Origin of the sequence: Pedobacter sp. CFBP9032, assembly GCF_034045265.1 — a bacterium.
GTDB lineage: Bacteria > Bacteroidota > Bacteroidia > Sphingobacteriales > Sphingobacteriaceae > Pedobacter.
The window spans coordinates 178,267-205,069 of record NZ_JAXCWE010000011.1 but is presented as its reverse complement, the minus strand read 5'-3'; the positions used below and the strand labels follow the sequence as shown (position 1 = coordinate 205,069).

General features: G+C 38.7%; 22 protein-coding genes. 13 read left to right on the top strand and 9 right to left on the bottom strand.

The annotated features are described in order from the left end of the window. Window positions 1–275: 275 nt before the first annotated feature. The 3 genes from SOM16_RS18890 to SOM16_RS18880 form a co-directional block, all read right to left on the bottom strand. Window positions 276–2,744 carry a PIG-L family deacetylase gene (locus tag SOM16_RS18890; RefSeq protein WP_320465555.1) on the bottom strand — a complete coding sequence of 823 codons (2,469 nt, stop codon included), beginning with the start codon at window positions 2,742–2,744 and terminating at the stop codon, window positions 276–278. Between the two features lie 77 nt (window positions 2,745–2,821). Next, complete coding sequence (locus tag SOM16_RS18885; RefSeq protein WP_320465554.1) at window positions 2,822–3,928, bottom strand: M20/M25/M40 family metallo-hydrolase; 1,107 nt, start codon at window positions 3,926–3,928, stop codon at window positions 2,822–2,824. A 12-nt stretch (window positions 3,929–3,940) separates the two neighbouring features. Further along, window positions 3,941–4,546 (bottom strand): N-acetyltransferase, encoded by a 606-nt coding sequence (locus tag SOM16_RS18880; protein WP_320465553.1) that lies wholly within the window; start codon window positions 4,544–4,546, stop codon window positions 3,941–3,943. Window positions 4,547–4,820: 274 nt separating this feature from the next. Here SOM16_RS18880 and SOM16_RS18875 point away from each other — a divergent pair, with 274 nt between their 5' ends. From SOM16_RS18875 to SOM16_RS18830, 11 genes are all read left to right on the top strand, one after another. Beyond that, window positions 4,821–6,158 carry a sigma-54 dependent transcriptional regulator gene (locus SOM16_RS18875; protein WP_320465552.1) on the top strand — a complete coding sequence of 446 codons (1,338 nt, stop codon included), beginning with the start codon at window positions 4,821–4,823 and terminating at the stop codon, window positions 6,156–6,158. A 47-nt stretch (window positions 6,159–6,205) separates the two neighbouring features. Then, on the top strand, window positions 6,206–6,430 hold the full coding sequence (locus SOM16_RS18870) for a hypothetical protein (protein WP_320465551.1): 225 nt from the start codon (window positions 6,206–6,208) through the stop codon (window positions 6,428–6,430). Between the two features lie 2 nt (window positions 6,431–6,432). Continuing rightward, entirely contained in the window at window positions 6,433–6,678 is a 246-nt protein-coding gene (locus SOM16_RS18865) for a hypothetical protein (protein WP_122859582.1), read from the top strand. Between the two features lie 146 nt (window positions 6,679–6,824). Beyond that, window positions 6,825–8,405 carry a M1 family metallopeptidase gene (locus SOM16_RS18860; protein ID WP_320465550.1) on the top strand — a complete coding sequence of 527 codons (1,581 nt, stop codon included), beginning with the start codon at window positions 6,825–6,827 and terminating at the stop codon, window positions 8,403–8,405. A 424-nt stretch (window positions 8,406–8,829) separates the two neighbouring features. Beyond that, window positions 8,830–8,907 (top strand): potassium-transporting ATPase subunit F, encoded by a 78-nt coding sequence (locus tag SOM16_RS23190; protein ID WP_082468366.1) that lies wholly within the window; start codon window positions 8,830–8,832, stop codon window positions 8,905–8,907. Between the two features lie 2 nt (window positions 8,908–8,909). After that, window positions 8,910–10,628, top strand: a complete 1,719-nt coding sequence (kdpA, locus tag SOM16_RS18855; RefSeq protein WP_320465549.1) for a potassium-transporting ATPase subunit KdpA — start codon at window positions 8,910–8,912, stop codon at window positions 10,626–10,628. A 120-nt stretch (window positions 10,629–10,748) separates the two neighbouring features. After that, a complete protein-coding gene (gene kdpB / locus SOM16_RS18850) occupies window positions 10,749–12,776 on the top strand; it encodes a potassium-transporting ATPase subunit KdpB (RefSeq protein ID WP_320465548.1) in 2,028 nt (675 codons plus the stop codon). A 196-nt stretch (window positions 12,777–12,972) separates the two neighbouring features. Beyond that, window positions 12,973–13,533 (top strand): potassium-transporting ATPase subunit KdpC, encoded by a 561-nt coding sequence (gene kdpC, locus SOM16_RS18845; RefSeq protein WP_320465547.1) that lies wholly within the window; start codon window positions 12,973–12,975, stop codon window positions 13,531–13,533. A gap of 145 nt (window positions 13,534–13,678) precedes the next feature. Next, window positions 13,679–14,749 (top strand): porin, encoded by a 1,071-nt coding sequence (locus SOM16_RS18840; RefSeq protein WP_320465546.1) that lies wholly within the window; start codon window positions 13,679–13,681, stop codon window positions 14,747–14,749. Window positions 14,750–14,767: 18 nt separating this feature from the next. Continuing rightward, window positions 14,768–15,892 carry a sensor protein KdpD gene (locus SOM16_RS18835; protein WP_320465545.1) on the top strand — a complete coding sequence of 375 codons (1,125 nt, stop codon included), beginning with the start codon at window positions 14,768–14,770 and terminating at the stop codon, window positions 15,890–15,892. A gap of 119 nt (window positions 15,893–16,011) precedes the next feature. After that, window positions 16,012–17,766: an ATP-binding protein gene (locus tag SOM16_RS18830; RefSeq protein WP_320465544.1), complete on the top strand. Its 1,755-nt coding sequence runs from the start codon at window positions 16,012–16,014 to the stop codon at window positions 17,764–17,766. Window positions 17,767–18,293: 527 nt separating this feature from the next. Here SOM16_RS18830 and SOM16_RS18825 read toward each other — a convergent pair. The 3 genes from SOM16_RS18825 to SOM16_RS18815 form a co-directional block, all read right to left on the bottom strand. Then, window positions 18,294–18,770, bottom strand: coding sequence for an acyl-CoA thioesterase (locus SOM16_RS18825; protein ID WP_320465543.1), 477 nt, complete (start codon window positions 18,768–18,770; stop codon window positions 18,294–18,296). Window positions 18,771–19,093: 323 nt separating this feature from the next. Then, window positions 19,094–21,226, bottom strand: coding sequence for a glycoside hydrolase family 97 protein (locus SOM16_RS18820; RefSeq protein ID WP_320465542.1), 2,133 nt, complete (start codon window positions 21,224–21,226; stop codon window positions 19,094–19,096). A gap of 305 nt (window positions 21,227–21,531) precedes the next feature. After that, window positions 21,532–21,912 (bottom strand): OsmC family protein, encoded by a 381-nt coding sequence (locus tag SOM16_RS18815; RefSeq protein ID WP_320465541.1) that lies wholly within the window; start codon window positions 21,910–21,912, stop codon window positions 21,532–21,534. 115 nt (window positions 21,913–22,027) lie between these two features. Between SOM16_RS18815 and SOM16_RS18810 the strand changes: the two genes are divergently transcribed. Continuing rightward, entirely contained in the window at window positions 22,028–22,393 is a 366-nt protein-coding gene (locus SOM16_RS18810; RefSeq protein ID WP_320465540.1) for a YtxH domain-containing protein, read from the top strand. 53 nt (window positions 22,394–22,446) lie between these two features. Further along, on the top strand, window positions 22,447–23,187 hold the full coding sequence (locus tag SOM16_RS18805) for a YdcF family protein (RefSeq protein ID WP_320465539.1): 741 nt from the start codon (window positions 22,447–22,449) through the stop codon (window positions 23,185–23,187). A 73-nt stretch (window positions 23,188–23,260) separates the two neighbouring features. Here the strand turns inward: SOM16_RS18805 and obgE are convergent, their stop codons facing one another. The 3 genes from obgE to SOM16_RS18790 all read right to left on the bottom strand — a co-directional run bounded on the left by obgE (window position 23,261) and on the right by SOM16_RS18790 (window position 26,643). Then, window positions 23,261–24,256 carry a GTPase ObgE gene (obgE, locus tag SOM16_RS18800; protein WP_320465538.1) on the bottom strand — a complete coding sequence of 332 codons (996 nt, stop codon included), beginning with the start codon at window positions 24,254–24,256 and terminating at the stop codon, window positions 23,261–23,263. 115 nt (window positions 24,257–24,371) lie between these two features. Continuing rightward, on the bottom strand, window positions 24,372–24,941 hold the full coding sequence (locus SOM16_RS18795) for an adenylate kinase (RefSeq protein WP_154279010.1): 570 nt from the start codon (window positions 24,939–24,941) through the stop codon (window positions 24,372–24,374). 358 nt (window positions 24,942–25,299) lie between these two features. Beyond that, window positions 25,300–26,643, bottom strand: a complete 1,344-nt coding sequence (locus SOM16_RS18790; protein WP_320465537.1) for a jacalin-like lectin — start codon at window positions 26,641–26,643, stop codon at window positions 25,300–25,302. Window positions 26,644–26,803 lie beyond the last annotated feature (160 nt).

Sequence of the window (26,803 nt, the reverse complement as noted above, 5' to 3'; positions counted from 1 at the left end):
ATTTAGTGAAGAGATAATAGAATACCACCTGAAACACCAAAGCCAGTGCTAATAAGATGTACCAGGTATTCCAGTTTTTAAGCTGATTGTTCATTTGTTTGGCTAAGCATTTATCTATATAAAAGTACTATAAGTTCGCAGGAGATGCCAATCAATTGTAAGATATTGTTATTTTGAAACATCCCGTCGGTGAGACACCAACCAGTAAGAAAAATAAAATATCTCTTGAGTCTCCCTATTGGTTGGTTTCCCACCTACCGAAACTAAAAATTTATCTATTTTCCAGCGGATATAAAATTAAAGAACAGCCTTGCTGCACCAACATTACCAGCAGGCAACTGTCTGAAAAATGCTAAGGGTGAATAAATAAAGTTTCCTTTTCCATATTTTGCGTACAGCGTAGATCCTTTTAAAGGTTCCTCTCCGGTATCATTCATCTCAAAAAGAGCTTCATATTTATCATCCCATTTATCTGGAAAATAAGCCCCACGCTCCTGCACCCAGCCATTAAAATCTGCTGCTGTAATCTTATTGGGATAGTTTAAAAGTTTATGATTCGGAATCAGGAATTTTACCGCCGCATTTTCTTCGGTAACCCTTTTCCCGCTAATGCTGAAAGGATAAATACCAAAATCCTGCAAGGCCATATCCTGAGTGGTATTGTACTGCATCACTACTGTACCACCATTTTCTACATAATTTTTTAACGCCGGCTGCCAGTTTTTAATACGTTTCTCCGTGTTAATTACACGAACACCAGTTATCACCGCATCATATGTGGCCAGCTTTGCAGGATTAAGTATATCAGCCTCTGTTAATACATCAACCTGCAAGCCAGCTTGACGCAAAAATTCTGGAATTAAATCTCCTGCACCCTGAATATAACCTACCTTTTTAGCCAGTACTTTAACATCACCTTTTAACAACCAGGTAGCCGCTGGAACAAAATATTGTAAAGAAGGCAAATGTGGATATTGAATCAATACCTGCCCGCTATTAAAATTATTTTTTTCAGCAGAGAAAACAGCCTCCAGCTTATTCTGACTGGTTTTAATTTTCGATAAATCTTCCGCAGGAATTAGGAAATCTTTAATGGTAACCGTGTTGTCCTGCAAATTAATTCCGGTAAAGGTTTTAATCGGGGTATTTCCAATTTTGAAAGTTACACTTCCGTAATTAAAAAATTGATTGGCTTTTAAACGCAGCGTAACCGTTAAGCCTTCCTTTTCCTTTGCAAAATAAACAGGCTCGGCAAAACTTAAGTCGAGCGCAGGAACAATTCTGAGTTGCTCTACCACATCACCTTTAACCGGATCTAACTTTTTAAAAGATAGTGGCAGTTTTATGGTAAATCGCTCTATCCCGATTTTAAGTGCCAGCGTCACATTTAATGCAGATTCATTTTCGGCTAACCCGATTAAGGTGTCATTCGATACACTAAAAGTTGCAGCATTTTTAGCGGATTTTTCTAACCAATAAGGTTCTGTTAAACCTGCACCTACGGGGATTTGAATTTTACGTTCGATGGTTAACAAAGAATCTCCGGAGACTCTTCTATTTAAATTATCTGTCTGATTAATCCAGTTTACCTGCTCCAAAATCACCGGGGTAGCAGATCTTGCAATCACGTTCAAGCGGAAATTATAACTGTTTCCGGCGATGGCTTCCGACTGGCTGGTGACTACCTCGCCCATAAAACCAGTACAGCTTAAAATGATATGGTCAATTGCAGCTAATTTATCTCTTCGGAGGTTCGGGTCTGGTAACTCAGCGATTTTCTTACGTAACATCAGTAATCCGTGCAGGCTTTTATCCGGGTGATTGTAATCAAAAGATAAAAGCGTAATATCGATCAGTTCATCGAGATCGTTAATCCCTTTTTCCGACCAATTCATGGGAATTCTCTCGAATAAAGAAGTTTTTGCTACATCACCTAAAACAGGCACAAAATATTCCGTTCTTAAACCCGCTACTGATTGTGTACCAGCGCCCTGACTTTTATGCAAGCTCCTGCTTAAACCAGCCAATTCACCATACCCCATACCCAATTGTGCATCATACTGACCAACATTTGCCTTCAGCTGGTTCTCTGCCGTTGTGTTTACCGCACCGAAACGGAAAGTATTCCAAACCAATCTTTTGGGCTGCCAAACATTAACATATTTAAGCTGATTTGGGAAAGCATTTTTATCTCCGGCCAGCTTAAATGCCTTTTCTGCCACTACTGCAGAGGCCGCATGTTGTCCGTGCCCGGCCGCAGCTGTTGGTGGAAATCGACAAATAATTACATCTGGTCTGAATTTTCTAATTACCCAAACCACATCAGCCGTAATGCTATCTGCATCCCACTGTTTAAAGGTATCATCGGTATTTTTCGAAAAGCCAAAATCAATAGCACGTGTAAAAAACTGCTGTGCACCATCTAGCTTCCTTGCTTCTAAAAGTTCGTGTGTTCTGATCAATCCCAGGGCAGCACCTTGCTCCGTGCCTAAAAGGTTTTGTCCGCCATCTCCCCTGGTAAGCGATAAGTACCCGGTTTCTACATTCTGCTCATTGATTAACCAGGATAGTAAACCTGTATTTTCATCATCCGGGTGGGCGGCAAGATAAAGTACCTTTGGCAGGTGCTTTAACGTTTTCAATTCACGATAAATTTCTGAAGATTTTGACGGCCGTACTTGCTGGGCCGAACAAAAGCTTACAAAAATACCGAAGATGAATATCAGGAATAGTCTTTTGAACATAGCATTTGGTTTACAGCACCAAATATGCTTAAAAAGGATTTATTTCAAGCGGTAGTAAGCGAAAAAGTACATAAAGCTTACGCGTCTTGTTTAAAAATCGATTCCAGCAAACGAATGTAAATGGTAATTCCTTCCTCAATTTCTTCGATGTAAATAAATTCATCCGCGGTATGTGACCTTGCAGATTCACCAGGCCCCATTTTGACCGATGGCATGTCTAGCCAACCCTGATCTGAACTGGTGGGCGATAGATATGTTTTTCTGCCTAAACTCAAACCTGCCACCACAACAGGATGCAATAAATCGATATGAGAAGGCTGCAAAATATTCGGACGCACATTAAAACTGGAAATGGTGTGGTTAATAATGGTATTGAGGATTTCTCTGGAAGTATAATTATGATCGAACCGAATATCTACTGTGAAATGGCAACAGCCAGGAACAATGTTATGCTGCATGCCCGCATCTATCTGTGTTACGCTCATTTTTACAGATTGAGGTGCACCGTCCTCGACAGGAAACTGATAAGAGGAAAACCAAGCGATATCTCGCATGGCTTTGTAAATGGCATTATCGCCCTCTTCTCTTGCGGCATGGCCTGAACGACCTTTTGCTGCACAATCAATCACCATCGAGCCTTTTTCAGCAATCGCCATTTGCATATTCGTGGGTTCACCAACAATGGCAAAAGAAATTGGTTTTAACTCATCGAGAATGCATTTGATCCCATTTCCACCTGAAGTTTCTTCTTCTGCTGTTGCAGCCAGGCAAAGATTAAAAGGCAAGTCTTCTGACGCATAAAAGTAAACAAATGTGGAGATTAGCGATACCAAAGCGCCACCTGCATCATTGCTCCCCAAGCCATACAATTTATCATCATAAACCACCGCAGCAAATGGATCACGGGTGTATTGTTCATTCGGTTTTACGGTATCGTGATGCGAATTAAGCAAGATAGTTGGCTTCTGCTGATCAAAAAACTTGTTGTAACACCAAACATTGTTTTGCTTTCTGATCGTCTTAATCTGATGTTTTGCCAGGTGCAATTCAATTTCATCAGCGGTTCGCTCTTCTGCACCGCTAAAGGAAGGAATGCTGATGAGCGTGGCTAAAAGATCGATTGCTTCGTTATAAAGCAAGTTCAAATCAGGGTGTGTAGCATTTTGTTTATCTAAAATATACATAGCAATTTGTATTTAATGGATTTTTAATAACTGTTGATTTTTCTCTTGCAAAGCAATGTTACTGATGATTTGCTCAATATGCTCGGGGTTGAATAGCATGGCGGTACACAGGCAATTGCATCGCTTTTTTCTTTCCAGAATATCAAAGTTGGTACAGCTTTCACAACCTGCCCAAAAAGATTCGTCTTTGGTAATCTGATCAAAAGTTACCGGCTCAAATCCAAGTTTACTATTCATTTTCATGATTGCTGCCCCCGAGGTGATGCTGAATATTTTGGCGTGGGGGAAATGTCGCCTGGAAAGGTTAAAAATTCTGTTCTTGATGCATTTGGCTACTCCAGAATTGCGGAATTTTGGCTTCACAATCAAACCTGAATTTGAAATGAAATGACCATGCTCCCAGGCTTCGAAATAAGAGAAGCCCACCCATTCGCCACCGCTCGTTACTGCAATTACGGCTTTACCATTTTCCATCTTTTCTATGATGGATGCTGGCGTCCTTTTGGCGATTCCTGAGCCCCTGATAATTGCAGAGTCTGATGTTTCCTGCACAATTTCATCTGCATAGATGGTATCTTCTTTTGTTGCGATGCGGACAAATATTATTGGATTATTCATTTTTACTTAAATTTTCATAAGCCATCTTTACAAACCAGGTGCCCAGCAACACACTAATACCTATCTACCTGATTATCTGTGTAAAAAAAATCAACATCTAATTTCCAAATGCTTCGCCAAAAAATTAAACCTACCAAAATGAAAGGCTTTTTCTCATATCGGGACGATTAGGGTGCTCAAAGATTAGCAACCACAAAACTCACTTGTTCGATTATCCAACTGAATTTAATAATTCGCTATATTTATCCTTAATATTGCAGCTTATTTCAAACCTATGAACGGGATCATCCTCATCATTGATGATGAAAAAAAAATCAGTAGTTTACTTTCCAGAATTATAGAGTTGGAAGGGTTTAAAACCTTGCAGGCCGCCACTGGCAAAGAAGGCCTGAAGCTGCTTAAAAACAACGAGGTAAGCATTGTAATTAGCGATGTGAAACTCCCGGATGTGAACGGGGTGGCCATGGTGAAAGACATTAAATTGCTGAAACCTTATGTAGAAGTAATTAATTTAACCGCTTACGGAACAATTGCGGATGGCGTTTTAGCTATTAAAAATGGTGCTTTCGATTATCTGGTGAAAGGTGATGACAATGATAAAATTATCCCCTTAATTTATAAAGCGATTGAGAAAGCTAACCTGCAACAACGCCTTACTGAATTATCACAGAAAATTACAGGTAAACACCAATTCAGCACCATTATCGGGCAATCGAAAAAACTAAACGAAGCCATTGATTTAGCCAAAAGAGTAAGTAAGACAGATACCACCGTTTTGCTTTTGGGTGAAACCGGGACAGGAAAAGAAGTTTTTGCACAATCCATTCATGATGAAAGCCCACGGACAGCCAAGCCTTTTGTAGCTTTAAACTGTAGTGGATTCAGTCCTGATTTATTGGAAAGTGAACTATTTGGATATAAAGCAGGTGCTTTTACCGGCGCAAATAAAGATAAAAAAGGTTTATTAGAAGAAGCCAATGGCGGAACGTTATTTCTTGATGAAATTGGCGAAATGAACCTCGATTTGCAAGCCAAGCTTCTGCGCGTGCTGGAAAACCAAAGTTTTATCAAGGTTGGAGATACACATACGCAGCAGGTAAATGTGCGGATATTAGCCGCCACTAATAAAGACCTGAAAGCAGATGCCGAATCTGGAAAGTTCCGTTCAGATTTGTATTACCGCCTTTCGGTTTTCACCATTATGCTTCCGCCGTTGCGAGAACGCAAATCTGATATTGCGCTTCTTGCGAAGCACTATTTAAAAGAATATGCGATAAAATCTAACCGAACTTCACTTCGCCTCGACGATAAAATTCTGGATATCTTTGAGAAATATCAATGGCGGGGAAATATCCGGGAACTTAAAAACGTTATGGAGCGTTTAGTGATCTTATCTGATGGAAACGAATTGAACTTATCTGCTTTGCCGCCAGAGTTTTTCGAATTTGCGCCACTTAAAAATGATTTTAACCTCCAGCAAGTAGAAAAGCAGCACATTCAAAAGGTGCTGATTCATACTAAAGGCAATAAAACCGAAACTTCCAGACTTCTGGGAATCGGACTGACTACACTATACCGTAAAATTGAAGAATACGGAATTTTGGAAATTTAAACAGCATCATGGGAAGGTCTATTAGAAATATTCGTTAAATTTGTGATATGAGCATCCAATATTTATCAAATGAGCATGGTCAAATCACTGCTGTTCAGCTTCCTATTGAAGACTGGGAGAAGATCAAAAACAGATATCCTGAGGTAGAATTACTTGATAGTTCTTTACCGGAATGGCATAAAGAAGTGTTAGATACCAGATTGCAATCACTTTCTGAAGATTCAACTAAAACACAGCCCTTATCTATGCTCATTAAAGAGCTTGACCAATAAGAATGATATACAATGTGCTCTTTGTTGATGAGGTTAGCTTAGACATCAGAGCTACCAAAGAGTGGTATAAGAAGCAAAATTCAGGGTTAGAAAAGCGTTTTGCTCTGGAAGTTAAAAAGGCAATTAGCAGACTTCAAAAAGATCCTAAAATTTACGAACTGAAGTATAAAACATACGTTCAGTTTCTACAGCTGTTTTTCCATACTCCATTTATTTCATTATTGATGATGAAGTTAGTCAGATTGTAATTGTTGCTATTTTGCATCAGGCGCGAAATCCGATGGTCAGGCAAGAGCGAAATAAATAGATTTCAGGACCGTTTAAAATATACCTCAGTACACCACCTGAAGAGAAATAATAAAAAAATTAAAATAGACTACCATTAAATAATCACATGCAGAAATATATTTTAACACTATTACTATCAACATTATCCCTTTCTATCTTCGCTCAGGAAAATTATTTCCAGCAGAAGCTGACCTACAAAATTGATGTCGCTTTAAATGATAAAAATAAATCGTTAAAGGGTTCGGAAACCATTACCTATAAAAATAATTCGCCCTCAACACTTGACTTTATCTGGTTCCATATTTGGCCAAATGCTTATAAAAATGAATCGACTGCCCTTTTCAAGCAGATTAGAAACGATACATCCCGCAAGGAGAAATTAAAAAACGTAACTTATGGCAGCATTGATGGATTGAATTTCAAAGTGAATGGAAAAACAGCTAAAACAGAAGCCCATCCAAATCCTGAATACATTGATATCATTAAAGTTTTATTGCCAGATCCATTAAAATCCGGAGATTCTATTTCTATCTCCACAGATTTCAATGTTCAACTTCCAAGTTATTTTTCGCGTTCGGGCTATGCCGATACGGAATTTATGGTAACGCAATGGTACCCAAAACCAGCTGTGTTTGACAGGAATGGCTGGCACGAATTCCCGTACCTGGATATGGGCGAATTTTACAGTGAGTATGCCGATTACAAAGTGAACATTACCCTGCCATCGGCTTACGTTGTAGGTGCAACCGGAACGCTGCAAAATGCTGATGAGTTAGCGGCATATAAGTCTATCGGTGCAAAAAACACCGCTAAACGTGGCAATCAGCCAACGGTCTATAGTGCTATTCAAAAATCAGATACTAAAACACTTACGTATTCTATTAGTAACGTACCAGATTTTGCCTGGTTTGCGGATAAAGACCTGGTAATTCAATATGACACCGTAAAATTGGCATCGGGCAAAGTTGTGGATGCTTTCAGCTATTACCACAACAAGAAAAATACGCTATGGGTAAACAGCATTGATTACATTAAAGATGCTACAAAAAAATATAGTCAGTGGATTGGGGAATACGAATATCCGGTGGTGCAGGCTATAGAAGGACCTAAAAATAATGCCAGTGGCGGAATGGAATATCCGACTATTACCTTAATAACCAGCCCTGATGCCAAAAAGGAAACGTTAGATGGCGTAATAACACATGAGGTTGGACACAACTGGTTCATGAGTATGCTTGGCAGTAATGAAAGAATCCATACCTGGCAAGATGAAGGCTTCAATACGTTCTATCAGTTTAGGTATGAAGCAGAAAAATACAAGTCGAACTCTATTTTCGGCGATGCCATTCCGGAGAAAATTAAAGCTTTGCCGACTGATCAGTTTTTAGCCAGCATTTACGGTGCATTGGCAAATGTGCCTATGGAATCTGCAATCGAAACGCCCGCAGCAGATTTCAAAACTTCGGAAGAATACGGGCTGATTTCTTATGCTAAAACAGCGTTATGGTTATACCTGCTGCAATCACAAATCGGACAGGAAAAGTTCGACAAAGCATTTCAGGATTATTTCGCTGAGTGGAAAAACAAACATCCAACACCTGCTGATTTTAAAGCATCTATGGAGAAATCTCTCGGTACTAAATTAGATAAATATTTTGCCTTGTTAAATCAGAAAGGGAAGTTTTAGTACGAAGTCTTTAATTCTGAGTTTCCGATTTAAGTGCAAAGCGAACGGCGCTAACTTTATACAAACCATGTATCACACGCAAACGAAAGTTGTAATGATTCAATAACAAGGTATAGGGTGAGCATAAAGCTCCATCAGCAGCATCCACAGGCGATTACCATATTTCTAATCTTTTTCCAAAATGATAAAAACCCTTCCAAAATGGAAGGGTTTTTTTATGCCCGAAATTTCCATTTCGAACAAAAACAATCACAAGACACAAATAATCAACAAGTTAAACAAAAACAAACCTTAGCGGCATGAGAGTTGGCAATAGGCATTTCATAAATCAATAAGTTATGACAATTATCCTGTTTCTCCTTTTAATCCTGCTCTGCTGGGCAACTTACCTGTCTATTGATTGGTTCGAAAAAATCTAAAGAAAATGTTAGCACTATTCATCATCGCAATCGCCGTATTTATCTACATGATTTACGTGTTGATTAAACCCGAAAAATTCTAAAAATGAACACTGAATTAATTGGCATTATTGCCACATTCCTGATCACCTTAATCATCGCCGTCCCTTTAGGGAAATATTTGGCAAAGGTTTTTGCAGGAGAAAAAGTCTGGACAGACTTTTTAAAACCACTCGAAAACATCATCTACAAACTTTCAGGCATCAATGTTAAAGAACAGATGAACTGGAAACAACAGCTTAAAGCCCTCCTCACCATTAATCTGTTATGGTTGGTTTATGGGTTTTTTGTTTTAGTTTTTCAAGATAAGCTGCCATTTAATCCTGATGGAAACCCAGGCATGACCCCGGATTTGGCCTTCAACACCATTATCAGTTTTGTAGCCAATTGTAACCTTCAACACTATTCTGGTGAGAGCGGCGTAAGCTACCTTACCCAGCAATTCGTATTGATGTTTTTGCAATTCGTAAGTGCTGCAACAGGGATTGCCGCAGCAGTGGTTTTATTTAAAGCGTTTAGAGATAAAACCGCTACACAACTTGGTAACTTCTGGGAGTTTTTTGTAAAGGCAATTACCCGTTTATTATTGCCATTATCTATAGTAATCGCATTAATATTAACGTTTAATGGTACACCAGCAAGCTATGAAGGGAAAGACCAATTCATTTCTATGCAAGGCGATACCGTGAATGTATCCCGCGGTCCGGCGGCACAGATGATCGCCATAAAACATTTGGGAACGAATGGTGGTGGGTATTTTGGTGCAAATTCTGCCCACCCATTCGAAAACCCAAGCTACTTTACCAATATGGTGGAGATGATTGCGCAGACGATTATTCCAATAGCCATGATCATCGCTTTCGGCTACTTCATCCGCAGAAAAAAATTAGCATGGACCATCTTTGGTGTCATGACGATTGGCTTATTTATGTTGATGATTCCAGCTATTACATCTGAGTTAGCAGGAAATCCGGCCTTGGCAAAAATGGGAATCTCGCAGGCAACAGGCGCTATGGAGGGGAAAGAAGTAAGATTTGGTCCTGCCGCAACAGCGTATTGGAGCACATTAACCACTGTAATTTCTACAGGATCAGTAAATGGAATGCACGATAGTACCATGCCGTTAACCGGCTTATGGCAACTACTAGCCATGATGATTAATGCCATTTATGGTGGCTGCGGCGTTGGTTTATTAAATTATTTTGTTTACCTGATCATTGCCGTATTTATTTCAGGACTGATGGTGGGTAGAACCCCGGAATTCTTAGGCCACAAAGTGGAAGCGAGAGAAATAAAAATTGCAGCCATCATTACTTTGTTAAGTCCGTTTTTAATCTTAGCCGGAACAGCAATTGCCACTTATGTTTTCACCAATCATGGAGATGCAGCATGGGCAGTTCAGCCAAAAGCCTGGTTAAATAATCCTGGCTTTCACGGCTTCTCGGAAATGCTTTATGAAGTAACCTCTTCCAACGCAAATAACGGTTCTGGCTTTGAAGGTTTAGGCGACAACAATGTGTTCTGGAACGTGTTAACAGGTGTAATCATCTTCCTCGGACGGTTCTTACCTATCATCGGTCCGGTAGCGATTGCAGGTCTTTTAGGAAGTAAAAAATTCATTCCTGAATCGGCTGGTACTTTAAAAACCGATACAAAAACATTTGCATTGATGACATTCGCCGTGATTTTAGTACTCACCGCATTGTCTTACTTCCCTGCACTGGCCTTAGGCCCAATTGCAGAATATTTTACCATGCTTAAATAAATTCTGAAGCCAACTTAAGCTTTCTTAATCCGAAATTCTATTAAGAAAGTTTAGCTTGACCGATTTTAAAATTAATCTGTGAGATCATTATAAATCTGTGAAATCACCTAATTAAATAAAATGAAACCCAATAATAAATTGTTCGAACCTGCTTTAGTGCAAACTGCATTGAAACAATCTTTCATCAAATTAGACCCACGGGTAATGGTTCGCAATCCGGTAATGTTCACCGTAGAAATTGGAACCCTCGTAATGGCTTATGTTACGGTTTACTCTTTCAGCCACAGCGGACAAGGTTCTCCGCTCTATAACTTCTTTATCTTCTTTGTACTATTGCTCACGGTTCTTTTTGCAAATTTTGCAGAAGCCATTGCCGAGGCAAGAGGTAAAGCTCAGGCCGATAGTTTACGTAAAACAAGAGAGGAAACGCCTGCTAAAGTGCTTTTGGAGAATGGTTCATTTGAAATCCGCTCATCAAACCTGTTGAAAAAGGGCGATATCTTTATTTGCGAAACAGGCGATACCATTCCAACAGATGGAGAAATTATCGAAGGAATTGCAACAATCGATGAATCGGCCATCACTGGCGAATCTGCCCCCGTAATTCGCGAATCAGGCGGCGATAAATCATCGGTTACAGGTGGTACAAAAGTATTGTCTGATGAGATAAAAGTACAGGTGAGCACCGCTCCGGGCGAAAGCTTTCTTGATAAGATGATTGCTTTAGTAGAAGGTGCATCACGTCAGAAAACGCCGAATGAAATTGCCTTAACCATCCTGCTGGCAAGTTTTACACTCGTATTTATTATCGTTTGCGTAACCTTAAAACCATTCGCAGATTACGCCAATACACCAATTACCATTGCTGCCTTAATTTCCTTATTTGTATGTTTAATTCCAACAACAATTGGTGGCTTGTTATCCGCCATTGGTATTGCCGGAATGGACAGGGCTTTAAGGGCAAATGTAATTACCAAATCTGGTAAAGCAGTAGAAACAGCTGGTGATATTGATGTTTTGCTATTGGATAAAACCGGAACCATCACCATTGGAAACCGGAAAGCAACCAACTTCTACCCTACAGCGGGCGTGATAATCAAAAATTTTACCGATGCCTGTGTGTTGAGTTCTTTGGCAGATGAAACCCCGGAAGGAAAATCCATTATCGAATTAGCAGCAGAACAAGGTTTTAAAAATACAGGTACGCCAGCGGGATCCACATTTATCAAATTTACTGCAGAAACCCGTTCCAGTGGGTTGGATACGCTTGAGGGCAGGAGAATTAGAAAAGGTGCTTTCGACTCCATTAGAAACATTGTTGAAAAGGCCGGAAATATTTTTCCATCAGATATCGAAGACCATGTTAAAGCCATTGCCAGCAACGGCGGAACTCCATTAGTAGTGTCAGAAAATGAAAAAGCTTTAGGGGTAATTGAGCTTCAGGATATTATCAAACCAGGCATTAGCGAACGTTTTGAACGCTTAAGAAAAATGGGTGTAAAAACCGTAATGGTAACCGGCGATAATCCCTTAACTGCCAAATATATTGCTGAAAAAGCTGGTGTAGATGATTTTATTGCAGAGGCAAAGCCAGAAGATAAAATGAATTACATTAAAGATGAACAGGTGTTAGGGAAATTGGTAGCCATGATGGGCGATGGTACAAATGACGCACCAGCACTTGCACAAGCCGATGTTGGCGTGGCCATGAACAGTGGAACGCAGGCCGCGAAAGAGGCAGGAAACATGGTCGACTTAGATAACGACCCAACCAAGTTAATTGAAATTGTAGAAATTGGTAAACAACTGCTAATTACCAGAGGAACACTCACTACTTTCTCCATTGCTAACGATGTGGCCAAATATTTTGCCATTGTTCCAGCCTTGTTTATTGCTTCGATTCCAGCATTGCAACGCTTAAACATCATGGGTTTACATTCACCGGAAAGCGCCATTATGTCGGCAGTTATCTTCAATGCCATCATCATCCCTATTTTAATTCCACTGGCTTTGAAAGGCGTAGCTTATAAACCGATTGGTGCAACGGCTCTGCTGCGAAGAAACTTATTTATCTATGGAATTGGTGGCGTTGTCGCACCATTTATCGGCATCAAATTAATTGATTTAGTAGTTGGATTATTCGTATAAAGTCAGGAAATAGAAAGCTGGTAATAGACAAAGCGTGAATGGGAAATAGATAAAAAAGAGAAATAAGGAAGGAGCTTAAAATAAATAACCATCTCCCCTTCCCTTAAATCCATTTTGTAACACCTGATCCCTATTCTCCACTACCTCTTTCCTAACATATATTCTAGAATAATCGCTTAATATTAAAAATAAAATCATGAAAAAATACATCATACCATCATTACGCTTAACCTTAGTTTTAATCGTATTGTTATGCATCATCTACCCGATCAGCATTGCGCTTGCAGGCAAATTTTCTAAAGGAAATGGAGGTGGTGAAAAAATCACTAAAAATGGCAAAACGATAGGCTATGCTTTGCTCGGTCAACAATTTACCAAACCGGCATATTTTTCTGGCAGACCATCTGCGGTAAGTTACAACGCTGCAGGTTCTGCCGGTTCAAATAAAGGCCCGTCAAATCCAGATTACTTAAAAGATGTTCAGTCTAGAATTGATACGCTGTTGAAATATAACACAGGTTTGAATAAATCAGATATTCCCGCAGATATGGTAACCGCATCTGGCAGTGGTTTAGACCCGAATATTTCTGAGCAAGGCGCTGCCATTCAGGTAGCCAGAGTGGCCAAAGCCCGCAAAATTAGCGAGCAAAAAGTAAAAGAACTGGTTGCTATGAATACCATAAAACCATTCTTAGGCTTATTTGGTCCAACATCGGTAAATGTATTAAAACTGAACCTCGCCTTAGATAACTTATAAATATCTTAATGCAATCGAATCCATAAAAGTAGGCTTGCTTCGTCCATCAGCAATGACTATCGTCTAAAAAAAATTAAAATTATTCAACATCGGTGTAATCATATCATCATTGTAATCACCCCCGAAGGAGAATCACCTTATCAAAATGAAAAAAATATTCACATTAATCACCACACTAACTGCAGGCTTAACTGCTTTTGCTCAAGAAGAACCTAAAGTTAAATTCTCAGGTTACTTAGAAACCTATTATGGTTATGATTTCAATAAACCATCAGATCATAATCGCCCTGGCTTTATTTATTCACATAACCGCACAAATGAAGTTAACCTTAACCTGGGGTTTATCAAAGCGGCTTATGATAGTGGTTCCATCCGCGCAAACCTGGCTGTAATGGCCGGAACCTACACAAATGCTAATTTAGCGGCCGAACCTGGTGTGCTAAAAAACATCTTTGAAGCCAATGCAGGCGTAAAATTGTCAAAGTCTGAAAACCTTTGGATTGATGCCGGAATTTTTGCTTCACACATTGGCTTCGAAAGCGCAATCTCTAAAGATTGCTGGGTTTTAACGCGAAATATGGCCTCTGAGAATACGCCTTACTATGAATCTGGCGCTAAAATTACCTATGGCACAAAGGATGGTAAATTAACAGCCACCTTACTTTACCTTAACGGTTGGCAACGGATAACCCGCGTAAATGGTAATAATAAACCTGCAGGCGGACTACAATTGACTTGGAAACCAACAGCTAAAATTACTGTCAACTATAGTAATTACCTGGGCACCGAAGGTGCAGATTCTGTTCGGGTAAACCGTTTATACCATAATTTTTATGGCGTTTTTCAACTCACCGATCAATTTGGTTTAACAATGGGCTTTGACTATGGAACGCAGCAGAAAGTAAAAGGAAGTAGTGATAAAAACAAAGTGATTTCGCCAGTAGCAATTGCGCAATACAAATTCGCTCCTAAATGGGCTGTTGCTGGTAGATTTGAATATTATGAAGATAAAAACGGTATTTTTATTTCGAGCGGAACACCTAATGGTTTCAGAACTAAAGGTTATTCTTTAAATGTTGATTACTCGCCAATTCAAAATGCGGTGATTCGTTTGGAGGGAAAAACCTACGACAGTAAAGATAAAATTTTCGTCCGCGAAGGCAATTCAGTTAATGCAAACTCCACGTTAACTGCCAGTATAGCAGTAGCTTTTTAACAAAACCAACAGATATCAATGCAGGAAAAAGACGATTCGGTTAAGCACTTCCTCGGACTCATTCAGAAATCGAGGCGGGGCAAACTCAAGATTTACATCGGGATGAGTGCCGGTGTAGGCAAAACGTATCGCATGTTGCAAGAATCTCATGCCTTGTTACGCAATGGAATTGATATTTGCATTGGTTATGTAGAAACACATAAAAGAGCAGAAACTGAGGCTTTGGTTGCCGGTTTACCCTTAATTCCCCGCAAAAACATTTTCTACAGAGGAAAGGAAATTGATGAAATGGATTTGCAGGGGATTTTGAATCGCCATCCGGAAATTGTAGTGGTGGATGAGCTGGCACATACCAATGCCGAAGGGAGTAAGAACGCGAAACGCTGGCAAGATGTTTTCGATTTGCTGGAAGCTGGTATCAGTGTAATTTCCGCGGTGAATATTCAACATCTGGAAAGCATAAATGAGGAAATAACCCACATTACAGGGGTTAACGTTACAGAAAGAATTCCAGATAAAATCTTAGAACTGGCCGATGAAATTGTGAATATCGATTTAACGGCCGATGAACTGGTGACGCGCTTGAAAGAAGGCAAAATTTATGATCAATCGAAGATCCAAAATGCCTTGAAAAACTTCTTCCAGGCCGATAAAATCTTACAGTTGCGGGAACTCGCATTAAAAGAAGTGGTACACCAGGTAGAACGGAAAATTCAGGTGGAAATTCCGAAATCTATTAAATTGAGAACCGAAAGATTTTTAGCCTGTATTTCCTCCAATGCCGAAACCGCAGGTGTGGTGATTCGAAAAACTGCCAGACTAGCCTCTTACTATCGTTCTCCCTGGATTGTTTTATATGTGCAAAGCGATGCAGAAAGCTTTGATAAGATTAAACTGGATAAGCAGCGATACCTGATTAACCACTTTAAACTGGCTACAGAATTAGGCGCAGAAGTTATTAAGATAAAAAGCAATCAAATCACACAAACGATTATTGATATGGCAACAGAAAAAGAAATTACCACCATTTGTATTGGCAAGCCACATTTAAATATTTTTCAAGTGATGATGCGAACGGCTATATTTAATCAACTGTTGCGTAATTTAGCGGCTGAAGAAATCGATTTGGTTATACTTTCTTAAAAAGCTAACCGCTCTTTGCAGTTAAAACATTAACCAATACAAACCGATTTTAAACACCTAGCTTTGCGTTCCTTTGCGAAAAACTCTCCGCTCTTTGCGGTTAAAAAAACCAAATCACCATGAAAATAAAAACCAAGCTTCGCCTCGGATTCGGATTTCTCTTTATCATTGTTCTATCGTTTGGATTGATTGCCTTATTCTTCCTGAATGAACTTTCAGATAAATCAAAAATCATCCTGAAAGACAACTATAAGTCGCTTAATTATGTAAGCGCCATGCGAAAGATAATTGATGAAAATACCTTTCCTTTTCCAACAAACGCAGCGAAAGTTTTTGAGCAAAACCTAAAAAACGAAGGCACCAACCTCACCGAAGATGGTGAAAAAGTAGCTTTCCAAAAATTGGAAAGCACCTACAAAACACTAAACTCACCAGCCACCACAGGTAGAGAAAACGGCATTAAAAATCTCCGTTCTGCACTTCAGAAAATTGAGACCGTGAACATGAAAGCCATTTACGATAAAAATGAATTGGCAAATGCAGCATCTGCAAGAGCGAATCTCTATATTTCAATTGCGGCGGTGCTCAGTTTTTTAATCCTCTTTACCTTCATTGTTAATTTTCCCGGTTTCGTTGCCAACCCGCTCGCTGAATTTAGTTCTGCCATTAAGCAAATCAGCAAAAAGAATTATAAGCAGCGGTTGCATTTCAAAAATCATGATGAATTTACTGAGCTAGCCGATGCTTTCAATGGCATGGTTGTAAAATTAAATGAATGGGAAAATAGCAACCTATCTAAAATTAAATCAGAAAAATCGCGTATTGAAGCTATTATCGCACAGATGAAGGATGCCATCATAGGTCTAAATGAAAAAGGTGAAATCCTGTTTTTAAACCATCTGGCAGCCCAACTTATGAATTTGGATGCAGAAATAGTTATCGGTCAGAATGCGGCGGAATTGATGAAGAAAAATGAATTGCTTAAACGGATCATTAAACCCGAAACAGCGGATAAAACTTTGAAAATTTATGCTGATGAAAAGGAATCCTATTTTTTGCTGGAGCATCGCGAAATCATCATTCCCAACTATGAAGATCAGGATGAAAAGACACTAAAATCATCAATAAGATCTGCCGGGAGCGTATTTGTATTGAAAAACATTACCCAGTTTAAGGAACTTGATGAAGCAAAAACCAATTTCATTGCAACGGTTTCTCATGAACTCAAAACGCCACTGTCTTCTATTAAAATGAGTTTAAAACTGTTGAATGATGAGCGGGTTGGCTCCATGAATGAAGAGCAAGTTCAACTACTTTCGCACATTAAAGAAGATAGTGATCGGTTATTGAAAATTACCAGTGAACTGTTAGATCTATCGCAGGTAGAAACCGGAAACCTGAAGCTCACTTTCGCCCTCACCAAACCGGAAGACATTGTTCAGTACGCTATAGATGCAGTAAAATTCCAGGCCGAGCAAAAATCAATAAAGCTTGAACTCAATTTTGATAAAAACCTCCCTCAGGTAAATGCTGATATCCAGAAAACAGCCTGGGTATTGGTTAATTTTTTATCAAATGCATTACGTTACAGTGCCGAAAAATCTAAAGTAGTAATTGATGTTTTTCAAAAAGACAAATTCATTCAATTTTCCGTTCAGGATTATGGAAAGGGAATCGACGAAAAATATCAAAAGCGCTTATTTGAGCGGTATTTTCAAGTGCCCACCGATGGCCAAAACAAATCCGGATCTGGCTTAGGACTTGCCATTTCAAAAGATTTCATTGAAGCCGAATCCGGCAAAATATGGGTAATTAGTGAAATTGGTGAAGGCAGTAAATTTTGCTTCGCACTACCTGTAGTTGGGGTGGTATAATGGAGCCCCAAGATTGAAACCCCAAAGGCAAAAAATAAATCATCAAAAAAATAGACTAGGGTTGAAACCCTAGGCGATGAATCTCATGCATCAAAAATCATTGCCTTGGTTTTCAACCCAAAAGGCAAATAAATAAATTATCAAAAAAATAGCCCAGGGTTGAAACCCTAGGCGGTGAACCTCATGCATCAAAATCATTGCCTTGGGTTTCAACCCAAAAGGCAAAAAATAAATTATCCAAAAAATCGCCTAGGGTTGAAACCCTAGGCGATGAATCTCATGCATCAAAATCATTGCCTTGGGTTTCAACCCAAAAGGCAAAAAATAAATTATCCAAAAAATCGCCTAGGGTTGAAACCCTAGGCGATGAATCTCATGCATCAAAATTATTGCCTTGGGTTTCAACCCAAAAGGCAAATAAATAAATTATCCAAAAAATAGCCCAGGGTTGAAACCCTAGGCGATGAATCTCATGAATCAAAATTATTGCCTTGGGTTTCAACCCAAAAGGCAAAAAATAAAATCTATTAAACAATATAAGGCTCCATTTCCTTATCAATACTTTTTCTCAACTCCATAAGCTTAATTGCATAACCATGCATGGCATTTTCCTTTTCTGTTTTCGGTTTAAATGAAGGAATTACTTTGGGTTGTCCTTCCTCATCAACTGCCACAAAAACAATGATGCAATGGGTATTTTTCACAAAATCAGATTTTCCGACAGGCTTCGAATAAGCATCTACGGCGATGTGCATACTGGTTTTACCCGTATAAATAATCCTGGCTTCCATTTTTACCAGGTGACCAATATGAACAGGTCGGAAGAAACGAATACCGCCAACATAAACAGTTACACAATAAGAATCACTCCATTGTAAAGCACATGCGAAAGCTGCCTGATCAATCCATTTCATCATCATTCCACCATGCACTTTGCCGCCATAGTTTACATCTGAAGGTTCGCTAAGAAATTGAAGCTCAATGTGATTTTTAGTTTTTGCCATTGTTTGTTTGGTTTATTTTTCTCTCACAAATGAAGACAATTTGCGCAGATTATTCTAGTGCCAGCAATATGCAAAAATTATACTTTTTATGGTAATCATTTTTGAAAAGGCTCATCAATTAGCAGTTTAATAGTATTCCATGGTTATAAAAATGATTTAATATCAAAACTAAATCTGCGTGATCTATGCTATTTAGGGGAACTTTTCTAATGACATATCTTCAATAAAAATGTTCGGGGGACTAACACTAGGATTGACCTATTTAACCTAACCTTTCCTTTAACTCTTTTCGAAAAACTTAGCACCCTTTGCGGTTAACAAAATTACTTCGCCATAATACTAATCGCATAGCCACCACCGGGTGCACAATATTGATATAACTTCGTTTTACTGGTCACCTCCATTTTGCGGATCGTATAGGCTTTTGGATTCTTTTCGTAATGCGCATCTTTCGCATCAGCATAAATGGTTGCGGTATATTTTTTACCGGCATCCAGGAAGCTTAAATCAATGTTTGAGGTACGGGCTTCCTCATCATTTGTACGCCCAACAAACCAATTATTTTTTCCTTTTGCTTTACGGGCGAAAGTAATGTAATCTCCTGGCTCGGCTTCTAAAACTTTGGTATCATCCCAATCAACAGCGACATCCTTAATAAATTGAAACGCATCCATATATTTATTATACGTTTCAGGCAAATCTGCTGCCATTTGCAACGGACTGTACATGGTTACATACAGCGCCAACTGGCGGGCAAGTGTGGTATGAACGAAAGAATTGTTTTCTGGATTATAGGCGCTTATCTTCGTTTCAAAAATACCAGGCGTGTAGTCCATAGGTCCGCCAATTAAGCGTGTAAACGGCAATATAGTGGTATGATCCGCATTGTTCCCACCAAAAGCTTCATATTCTGTTCCACGGGCAGACTCGTTTCCAATTAAATTCGGATAGGTACGTGCTAAACCTGTAGGGCGAACGGCTTCATGTGCATTCACCATAATTTTATATTCTGCTGCCTTCTGAATTGCATATAAATAATGGTTATTTAACCACTGCCCGTAATGGTGCTCTCCACGCGGAATCATATTACCAACATAGCCACTTTTCACGGCGTCATAACCGTTTGCTTTCATAAATTTATACGCAGTATCAAGGTGGCGCTCATAATTCCGAACAGACGAAGAAGTTTCATGGTGCATAATCATTTTAATGCCTTTGCTTGCGGCATAGCGATGTAATTCCTGCACATCAAAATCCGGATACGGCGTTACAAAATCAAAAACATAGTCCTTTGTTTTGCCAAACCAATCCTCCCAGCCTTCATTCCAACCTTCTACTAAAACGGCATCAAGCCCATTCTTTGCCGCAAAATCTATATATTCTTTTACATGAGCGGTATTAGCGGCATGTTTCCCATTTGGTTTTGTTTTTGAATAATCGGTCACGCCCAATTGTACACTGGTTAAATTATTATATGCCCAGGTACTTTTTCCGGTGATCATTTCCCACCAAACCCCAACATATTTCGTTGGTTTGATCCACGATACATCTTTAAACTTTGTAGGTTCATTAAGGTTATATGTTAATTTCGAAGTTAAAATGTCTCCGGCCTTATCACTTACAATAATAGTTCTCCATGGCGATAAACAAGGCGCTTGCATGTAGCCTTTGTCTCCTATTGCATCAGGTGTTAACCAAGATTCCAATACCATATTTTTATCATCCAGATTTAAAGACATTAAAGAATAGTTAATCAAGGCTGCTTCATGAATGTTGATATACAAACCATCTCTACTCTTCATCATTAGTGGCGTTTGCAGACCCGTTGGAGAGAATGTGGTTTGCGAAGCATTTGGCGTAACAGCTTCTTTCATTTTCGCTCTAACTTCAGATAATTTCGAAGTCATGGTGCTATATTCCTGGGTGTCATAATCGCCGGGTAACCAAAAAGCTTTATGATCACCAGCTAATGCAAACTGGGTTTTTTCTTCTTTAATCACGAAGTAATCCAGGTTTTTCTGCTCTGGAAATTCGTACCTGAAACCGAGGCCATCATTAAATAACCGAAAGCGAACAATAATATACCTGTTCGTTTCTTTCTGCGTTAACGTTACCGCAAGCTCGTTGTAATGGTTCGTAATTTCTTTTACTTCACCCCAAACAGGCTTCCATGTTTCGTTGAATGTACTGGTTTTGCTGTCGGTAATGGTAAATCCATTCATCAACGATTTACCTTCCTTTAATTCCAAACCAAGTTTACTGGTTTTAATAACATCTTTACCCTTATACTTTAAACTATAGGTTGCAATGCCACCATCAGCTAAAGAAAAATTAGCAGTTAAGTTTTGATCAGGTGATTTTAATGTTTGTGCAAAAGCCGTTGTACTAATAAATACAAAGCAAAAAAAAGTTAAAATTTTAGAGCAGTTAAGGGTTTTGTTAAGATGTTTATTCACTGTATTTAATTTATTTTATAATTCCTCTTTTACTTGTTATACTAAATAGCATTGCTAAGCTTAGCTTGACAAACTGATTTACAGCATCCCGAACCATCTTCTCGACTGAAATTCTAGCGATTTTGTTTGGTAAAGTTGACCTTTTCCTCCTATAATTCTTTCCTAAATCCCTCGCCCATCTCTTCTATTAGAAAACATGGGATTTAATTTCTGCAGCAATACTAAAATTTTACATCAGAAATAAAACTGACGTGATACAAAGATATTAAAGCTTTTTAGGTTTATAGAAACGAGTTTTGCACCTTTTAAAGCACTTTCGATCTCACTTCATGACCAACTGTCAAAATTTTGCTCACCGGACATTTAGCGGCAATGTCTTCGAGCCTGCTTTTCTGCTCGTCTGTTAGCTGCCCCGTGCAGGTAATCTCCTCAAAAAATACAGTTTCACCATTTTCTGTATCTATATTAACTTCAACTTCAATCTTTTCTATGGGCCACTCTTTTCGGTCGGCATACATCCTCAAGGTGATGGCAACGCAGGAAGCAAGTGATGCCATCAGCAATCCTTTAGGTGCAAATCCTTTATTGGTTCCTCCAAGATCAAACGGCTCATCTATTACAATATCGTGTGTACCGTTTGTTACTGAACAAGCATAATGTTCCTTATTTATTGTTGCTTTTACCATCTCTCAATTATTTTTTGGATAATAAACTTAATCAATATTATGTGTTATCTCTATCTGATTTAGATTTATCGAAACATTATTTACTAGCAATTGTTCCTTTTAAAAACGCATAGCTATGAAATACAGAAAGTTAATTGGAAAATATTTAGAACATAAATCAAACAACAACGCTCAAATTGCCTTGGCATTAGTGGCAGGCCTAGCCGCAGGTGCTATTGTAAGTGTTTTATTCGCACCTGATAGCGGCGTAGGAACAAGAGAAAAAATTGCTGGTGGAGCAAAAAACCTACGTTACGGCTTTAAGGATAAATATAATTTACTAAAGGAAAAAGTCTTCGGCGTAGAAGCCATAGAGGAAGATATTGTTGAACATGAAGTACCACACTTTAAACACAAACTTGAAAAAAAGCCAAAATCTGATGTAAAGGAATTACTGGAAAACGCACGTGAAAATCCTCAGGTGCAAGAAGGACAAGGTTAGACTTGCTTAGATTAAAATTAAAATCATAGTTTTAGGGGTTATTAATCCTAGCAATGATTTTTATTCTTTCGAAAATTCTTATTTTTATTCTGCGACCAATCGTTTGGGTGGTTGCAATATTTATAGTTGCTTTCTTCTTAAAAAAAAGGAGAAAGCAATTTTTGCTAGTAGGGATTCTGCTATTTCTATTTTTTTCCAATAGTTTCATTGTCGGAAAAATTACTAACAGTTATGAGGCTGAATACCCTAAATTACAGCATTATGATGTTGGTATCCTTTTAGGTGGCTATTCCTATTATAACGAAAGAGCTCATCAAATCGCTTTTGGGCAAAGTAGCGACAGGCTTTTCCAAACAATAAAACTATATAAAGAAGGTGTAATCAAGAAGATTTTACTGAGCAGTGGTAGTGCAAATCTATTAGATACCACCGTGAAGGAAGCTGATTTAACGATCGGTTTTTTACGGAAATTGGGTATTCCAGATTCAGTAATTATGATTGAAAACCGAAGTCGAAATACTGTGGAAAATGCTAAATATAGCCTTTCGATGATCAAAAAGCGAGATCTGAATGCTAAAATATTGGTAATTACCAGTGCCTGGCATATTCCAAGATCCAGGTTAATCTTTGATAAAATTTCAAAAAGCAAGCTTGATTATTATCCGACAAATTTCGTAGGGAAAACCGAATATGAGCTTTCTGACTTTATTCTTCCAGAGGCCGCTGCCTTTCTAAAATGGGATATGCTTTTGAAAGAATGGGTTGGTTACATAGTAGATTCCATACGCAGTTAAGGTATTATCAATTTAAGAAGTACAGCATAATTTGCCGCCAACAACTTAATCTAAACAGAAAGCAATTTTTCAATTATCCTTCAATGGCTTTCCAAAGCAAATCTTTCAATTCTAGAATATTTTTTTCTGCCACAGATGAAATAAATATTGATGGAATACCGGGCAAATCCTGCTTCATTTCGCCCATTAACTCTTCATCCAGCATATCCGATTTCGTAATAGCTAAAATGTGGGGTTTTTGCATCAATTCCGGATTGTAAGATTCTAACTCCCGCTTTAGAATTTCATATTCCTCTTTGATTGATCTGCTGGTATCTGCCGGAACCATAAATAATAGTACAGAATTTCGTTCTATATGACGAAGGAAACGATAACCCAGGCCTTTTCCTTTAGACGCACCTTCGATAATTCCAGGAATATCGGCCATTACGAAAGATTTTCCGCCACGGTAACTAACAATCCCAAGATTCGGTACAATAGTCGTAAAAGGATAATCGGCAATTTCCGGTTTTGCAGCAGAAACTACTGATAGCAAAGTAGACTTACCAGCATTCGGGAAACCAACTAAACCAACATCTGCCAGCACTTTAAGCTCCAGAATGTTCCAAACTTCTTTTCCTTGTTCGCCTGGTTGTGCAAATCGTGGTGTTTGCTGCACAGAATTTTTAAAGTGCGCATTACCCAGGCCTCCACGACCACCCGGTGTTAAGATTTTCGTTTCACCATGTTTGGTAATTTCGAAAAGTACTTCGCCTGTTTCTGCATCTTTTGCAATCGTTCCAAGTGGAACTTCTAAAATCTCATCTTTACCCTGGCGACCAAATTTATGAGAACTACCACCTGCCAAACCATCTTCAGCAATAATATGCTTGCGGTATTTAAGGTGCAGTAATGTCCAGATGTTGCTATTCCCTACTACCGTGATATGGCCTCCACGCCCCCCGTCACCGCCATCAGGACCGCCCATAGATGTTAAAATATCACGATGTAAATGTGCAGAACCTGCCCCGCCCTTACCAGAACGGCAACAAATTTTTACATAATCTACGAAATTCGAACCCTGTGACATATTGATTAAGATTTTAGTTTTACGATTTTTGATTACAAAAATCGCTAAAAAACAAACATCCGCAAAAAACAACTAATGCTTTTTTCTGCGGATGTTTAGATTTAAAAATATTGTATTAGAATTTATCGATAACCGAACAAAGGTTACTATAAACTGTTTCTATTTCACCAATTCCATTTACTTTTTCTAATTTTCCCTGTTCCTCGTAATAAGGTAATACATGGATCGTTTTTTCGAAGTATTCTGAAATACGTTTTTTTAATTTTTCTGCATCGTCATCTGGTCGGCCACTTACTTTATGGCGCTCCGCGATGCGTTTTGTTAATTCTACCTGATCAACATCTAAAGCAATAACACCAGCAATACTACTGCCTTTACGCTCTAAAAATAAATCAAGCTCTTTTGCTTGTGGAACTGTGCGTGGAAATCCATCAAATACAAAACCTTTTGCATCAGGATTTTTATCCACTTCTTCTTCCAGCATGGCAATTGTAATCGCATCCGGAACCAATTCTCCATCCGCTAACAATTGGCTAACTTTTTTTCCTAATTCTGTTTCTCCTTTAACGTGTGCTCTAAAAAGATCGCCTGTTGAAACATGTACTAACTGATATTTTGCAATCAGTTTTTCAGATTGGGTGCCTTTACCCGCCCCTGGAGGGCCAAAGAGAACTAAATTAAGCATTAACGTGGTTTAGGTTATCTTTAAAATTAAAAAGCCTTATTCCTATGGCTATACAAAGAAAGTTAAACACAAAGTGTTGCCTTTCAAGGCTGCAAATATATAATTATTAATTTAGATGACATTTAATATTGAGAATTTATTTAAAAAACAGCGTTCTACAAACTCACGTCGAACTATTTCTACATTAATCTTAAAGATTATTTAACATACACAAAATATCAGCACTATTTTAGAATAGTTTTCTAAAAAACGATCCATTTCAATAAAAAAGCTAGACAAAAAATAAATCTCTCCCTCTAAAACAATAAGCGGCTGACCACAATTGTGATGCAACCGCTTATGCTCATGTTAAATAGAATTAGTTTTTCATATAGATAACACCTAATTTATCTACCTCATCGCCTGCATTACCATAAAAACCAGTAATTTTATAGCCCGCAGGAGCAGTATAGGTAATTACATTTGAAGTTGCCGTACCAACTGCCAGGGTTCTACCCAAACTGGTGGTAAGTTTAAGGTAAAATATTCGCGTGAGACCTGAATATTCACCCGAACATAACATTGCCGATGTAACAGTTTCACCATTTTGCAAGGTAAGTGACTGTGAAGTGCCGCCGTTACCCCCATGTTTTAGGATAGTACCATCCGCAAAAGTTACTCCGATACCATCAACACGATTGGCTCCTTTCAGGGTAAACACTTTAGCATTATCAGCTGAAGTAAGGGTTTCCAGGTCGTTAAATGGATTGCCATGCGGACCTCCAAATAAATCACTTGCTCCAAAAGCAGACTGAAGCGTATAGGTAAAATTAGTCGTCAATGGCATATGGTCTGATAACTGTTGGCCAGCATCATTGACAAAGCTTTTTACCACATTATAACCAGAGGCCTGAAGCTTTATAAATTTGCTGCTGCGATAATATATTTTATCTACAATTTCGCAAGTGTTACTAATATTAGGAAAATCGCACACAATAGCTGCACTGCCCAATACCGGGATATTACCACCACGGATCAGTTCAATCCATGGATCAGTCATTCCATTCAGATCCAGAAATAAATGCAGGTTATTATCGCGGGTATATCTGCCGTTAGAATCACCCATTAAAATAACTGCATTTCCTTTAGAATTAACAGCAATATAATTACTCAATTGCAATAGGTTATCAGCGCGTGCATCTATAGAAGCCTGATCAGACTCTGCATTAGTGTGCATATTATAAACATCTACATAAACGCCATCAGCTAGTCTGTAACGGCAATATGTAAATCCCTTCGGAATAAGTGCATTCTCATTAATGCGTTTTTTCCAGGTAATCCGGGCAAAATCTGTCATAGGAAAATAAGACATAGAATTTAAACCATCTCCAACAGGTACACCGCCACTCGTAGATGAACGATAAGGGTGTGCATTGCCTTTATCATATAAGTCTGCATGGTAGTTAAAATCTTCCTGTACATGCACAATATCATAGGCATTGGCTATTTTACCTATTAGCGCGGTGCTGGCAGCCCGGGGTGTTTGTGCACTGGAGACTATTTCTGGTAAACCCGCAACATTATAACTTAATACCGAAAATGTACCACCTGTTGCTGTAATTACCCGATTATTGGTAACAGATAGCTTGGAGTTAGCACCTGATAAAGTTACAGGCTGCTCCTGCTGTTTGTTACAGCTGACTAAGGCGAGCATTGCTGACATGACAAGCCCAATTAATTTTTGAGATGACTTCATTTGAATGGCGATGTTTTTTATACTTAGGATTAAATAATTAGTTATCAACCAAATATAAAAACACACCTTTAGCTCGAAGTTAAGTCTGTATTACAAAATTAATCTGCTCATCAATATATAAACTATA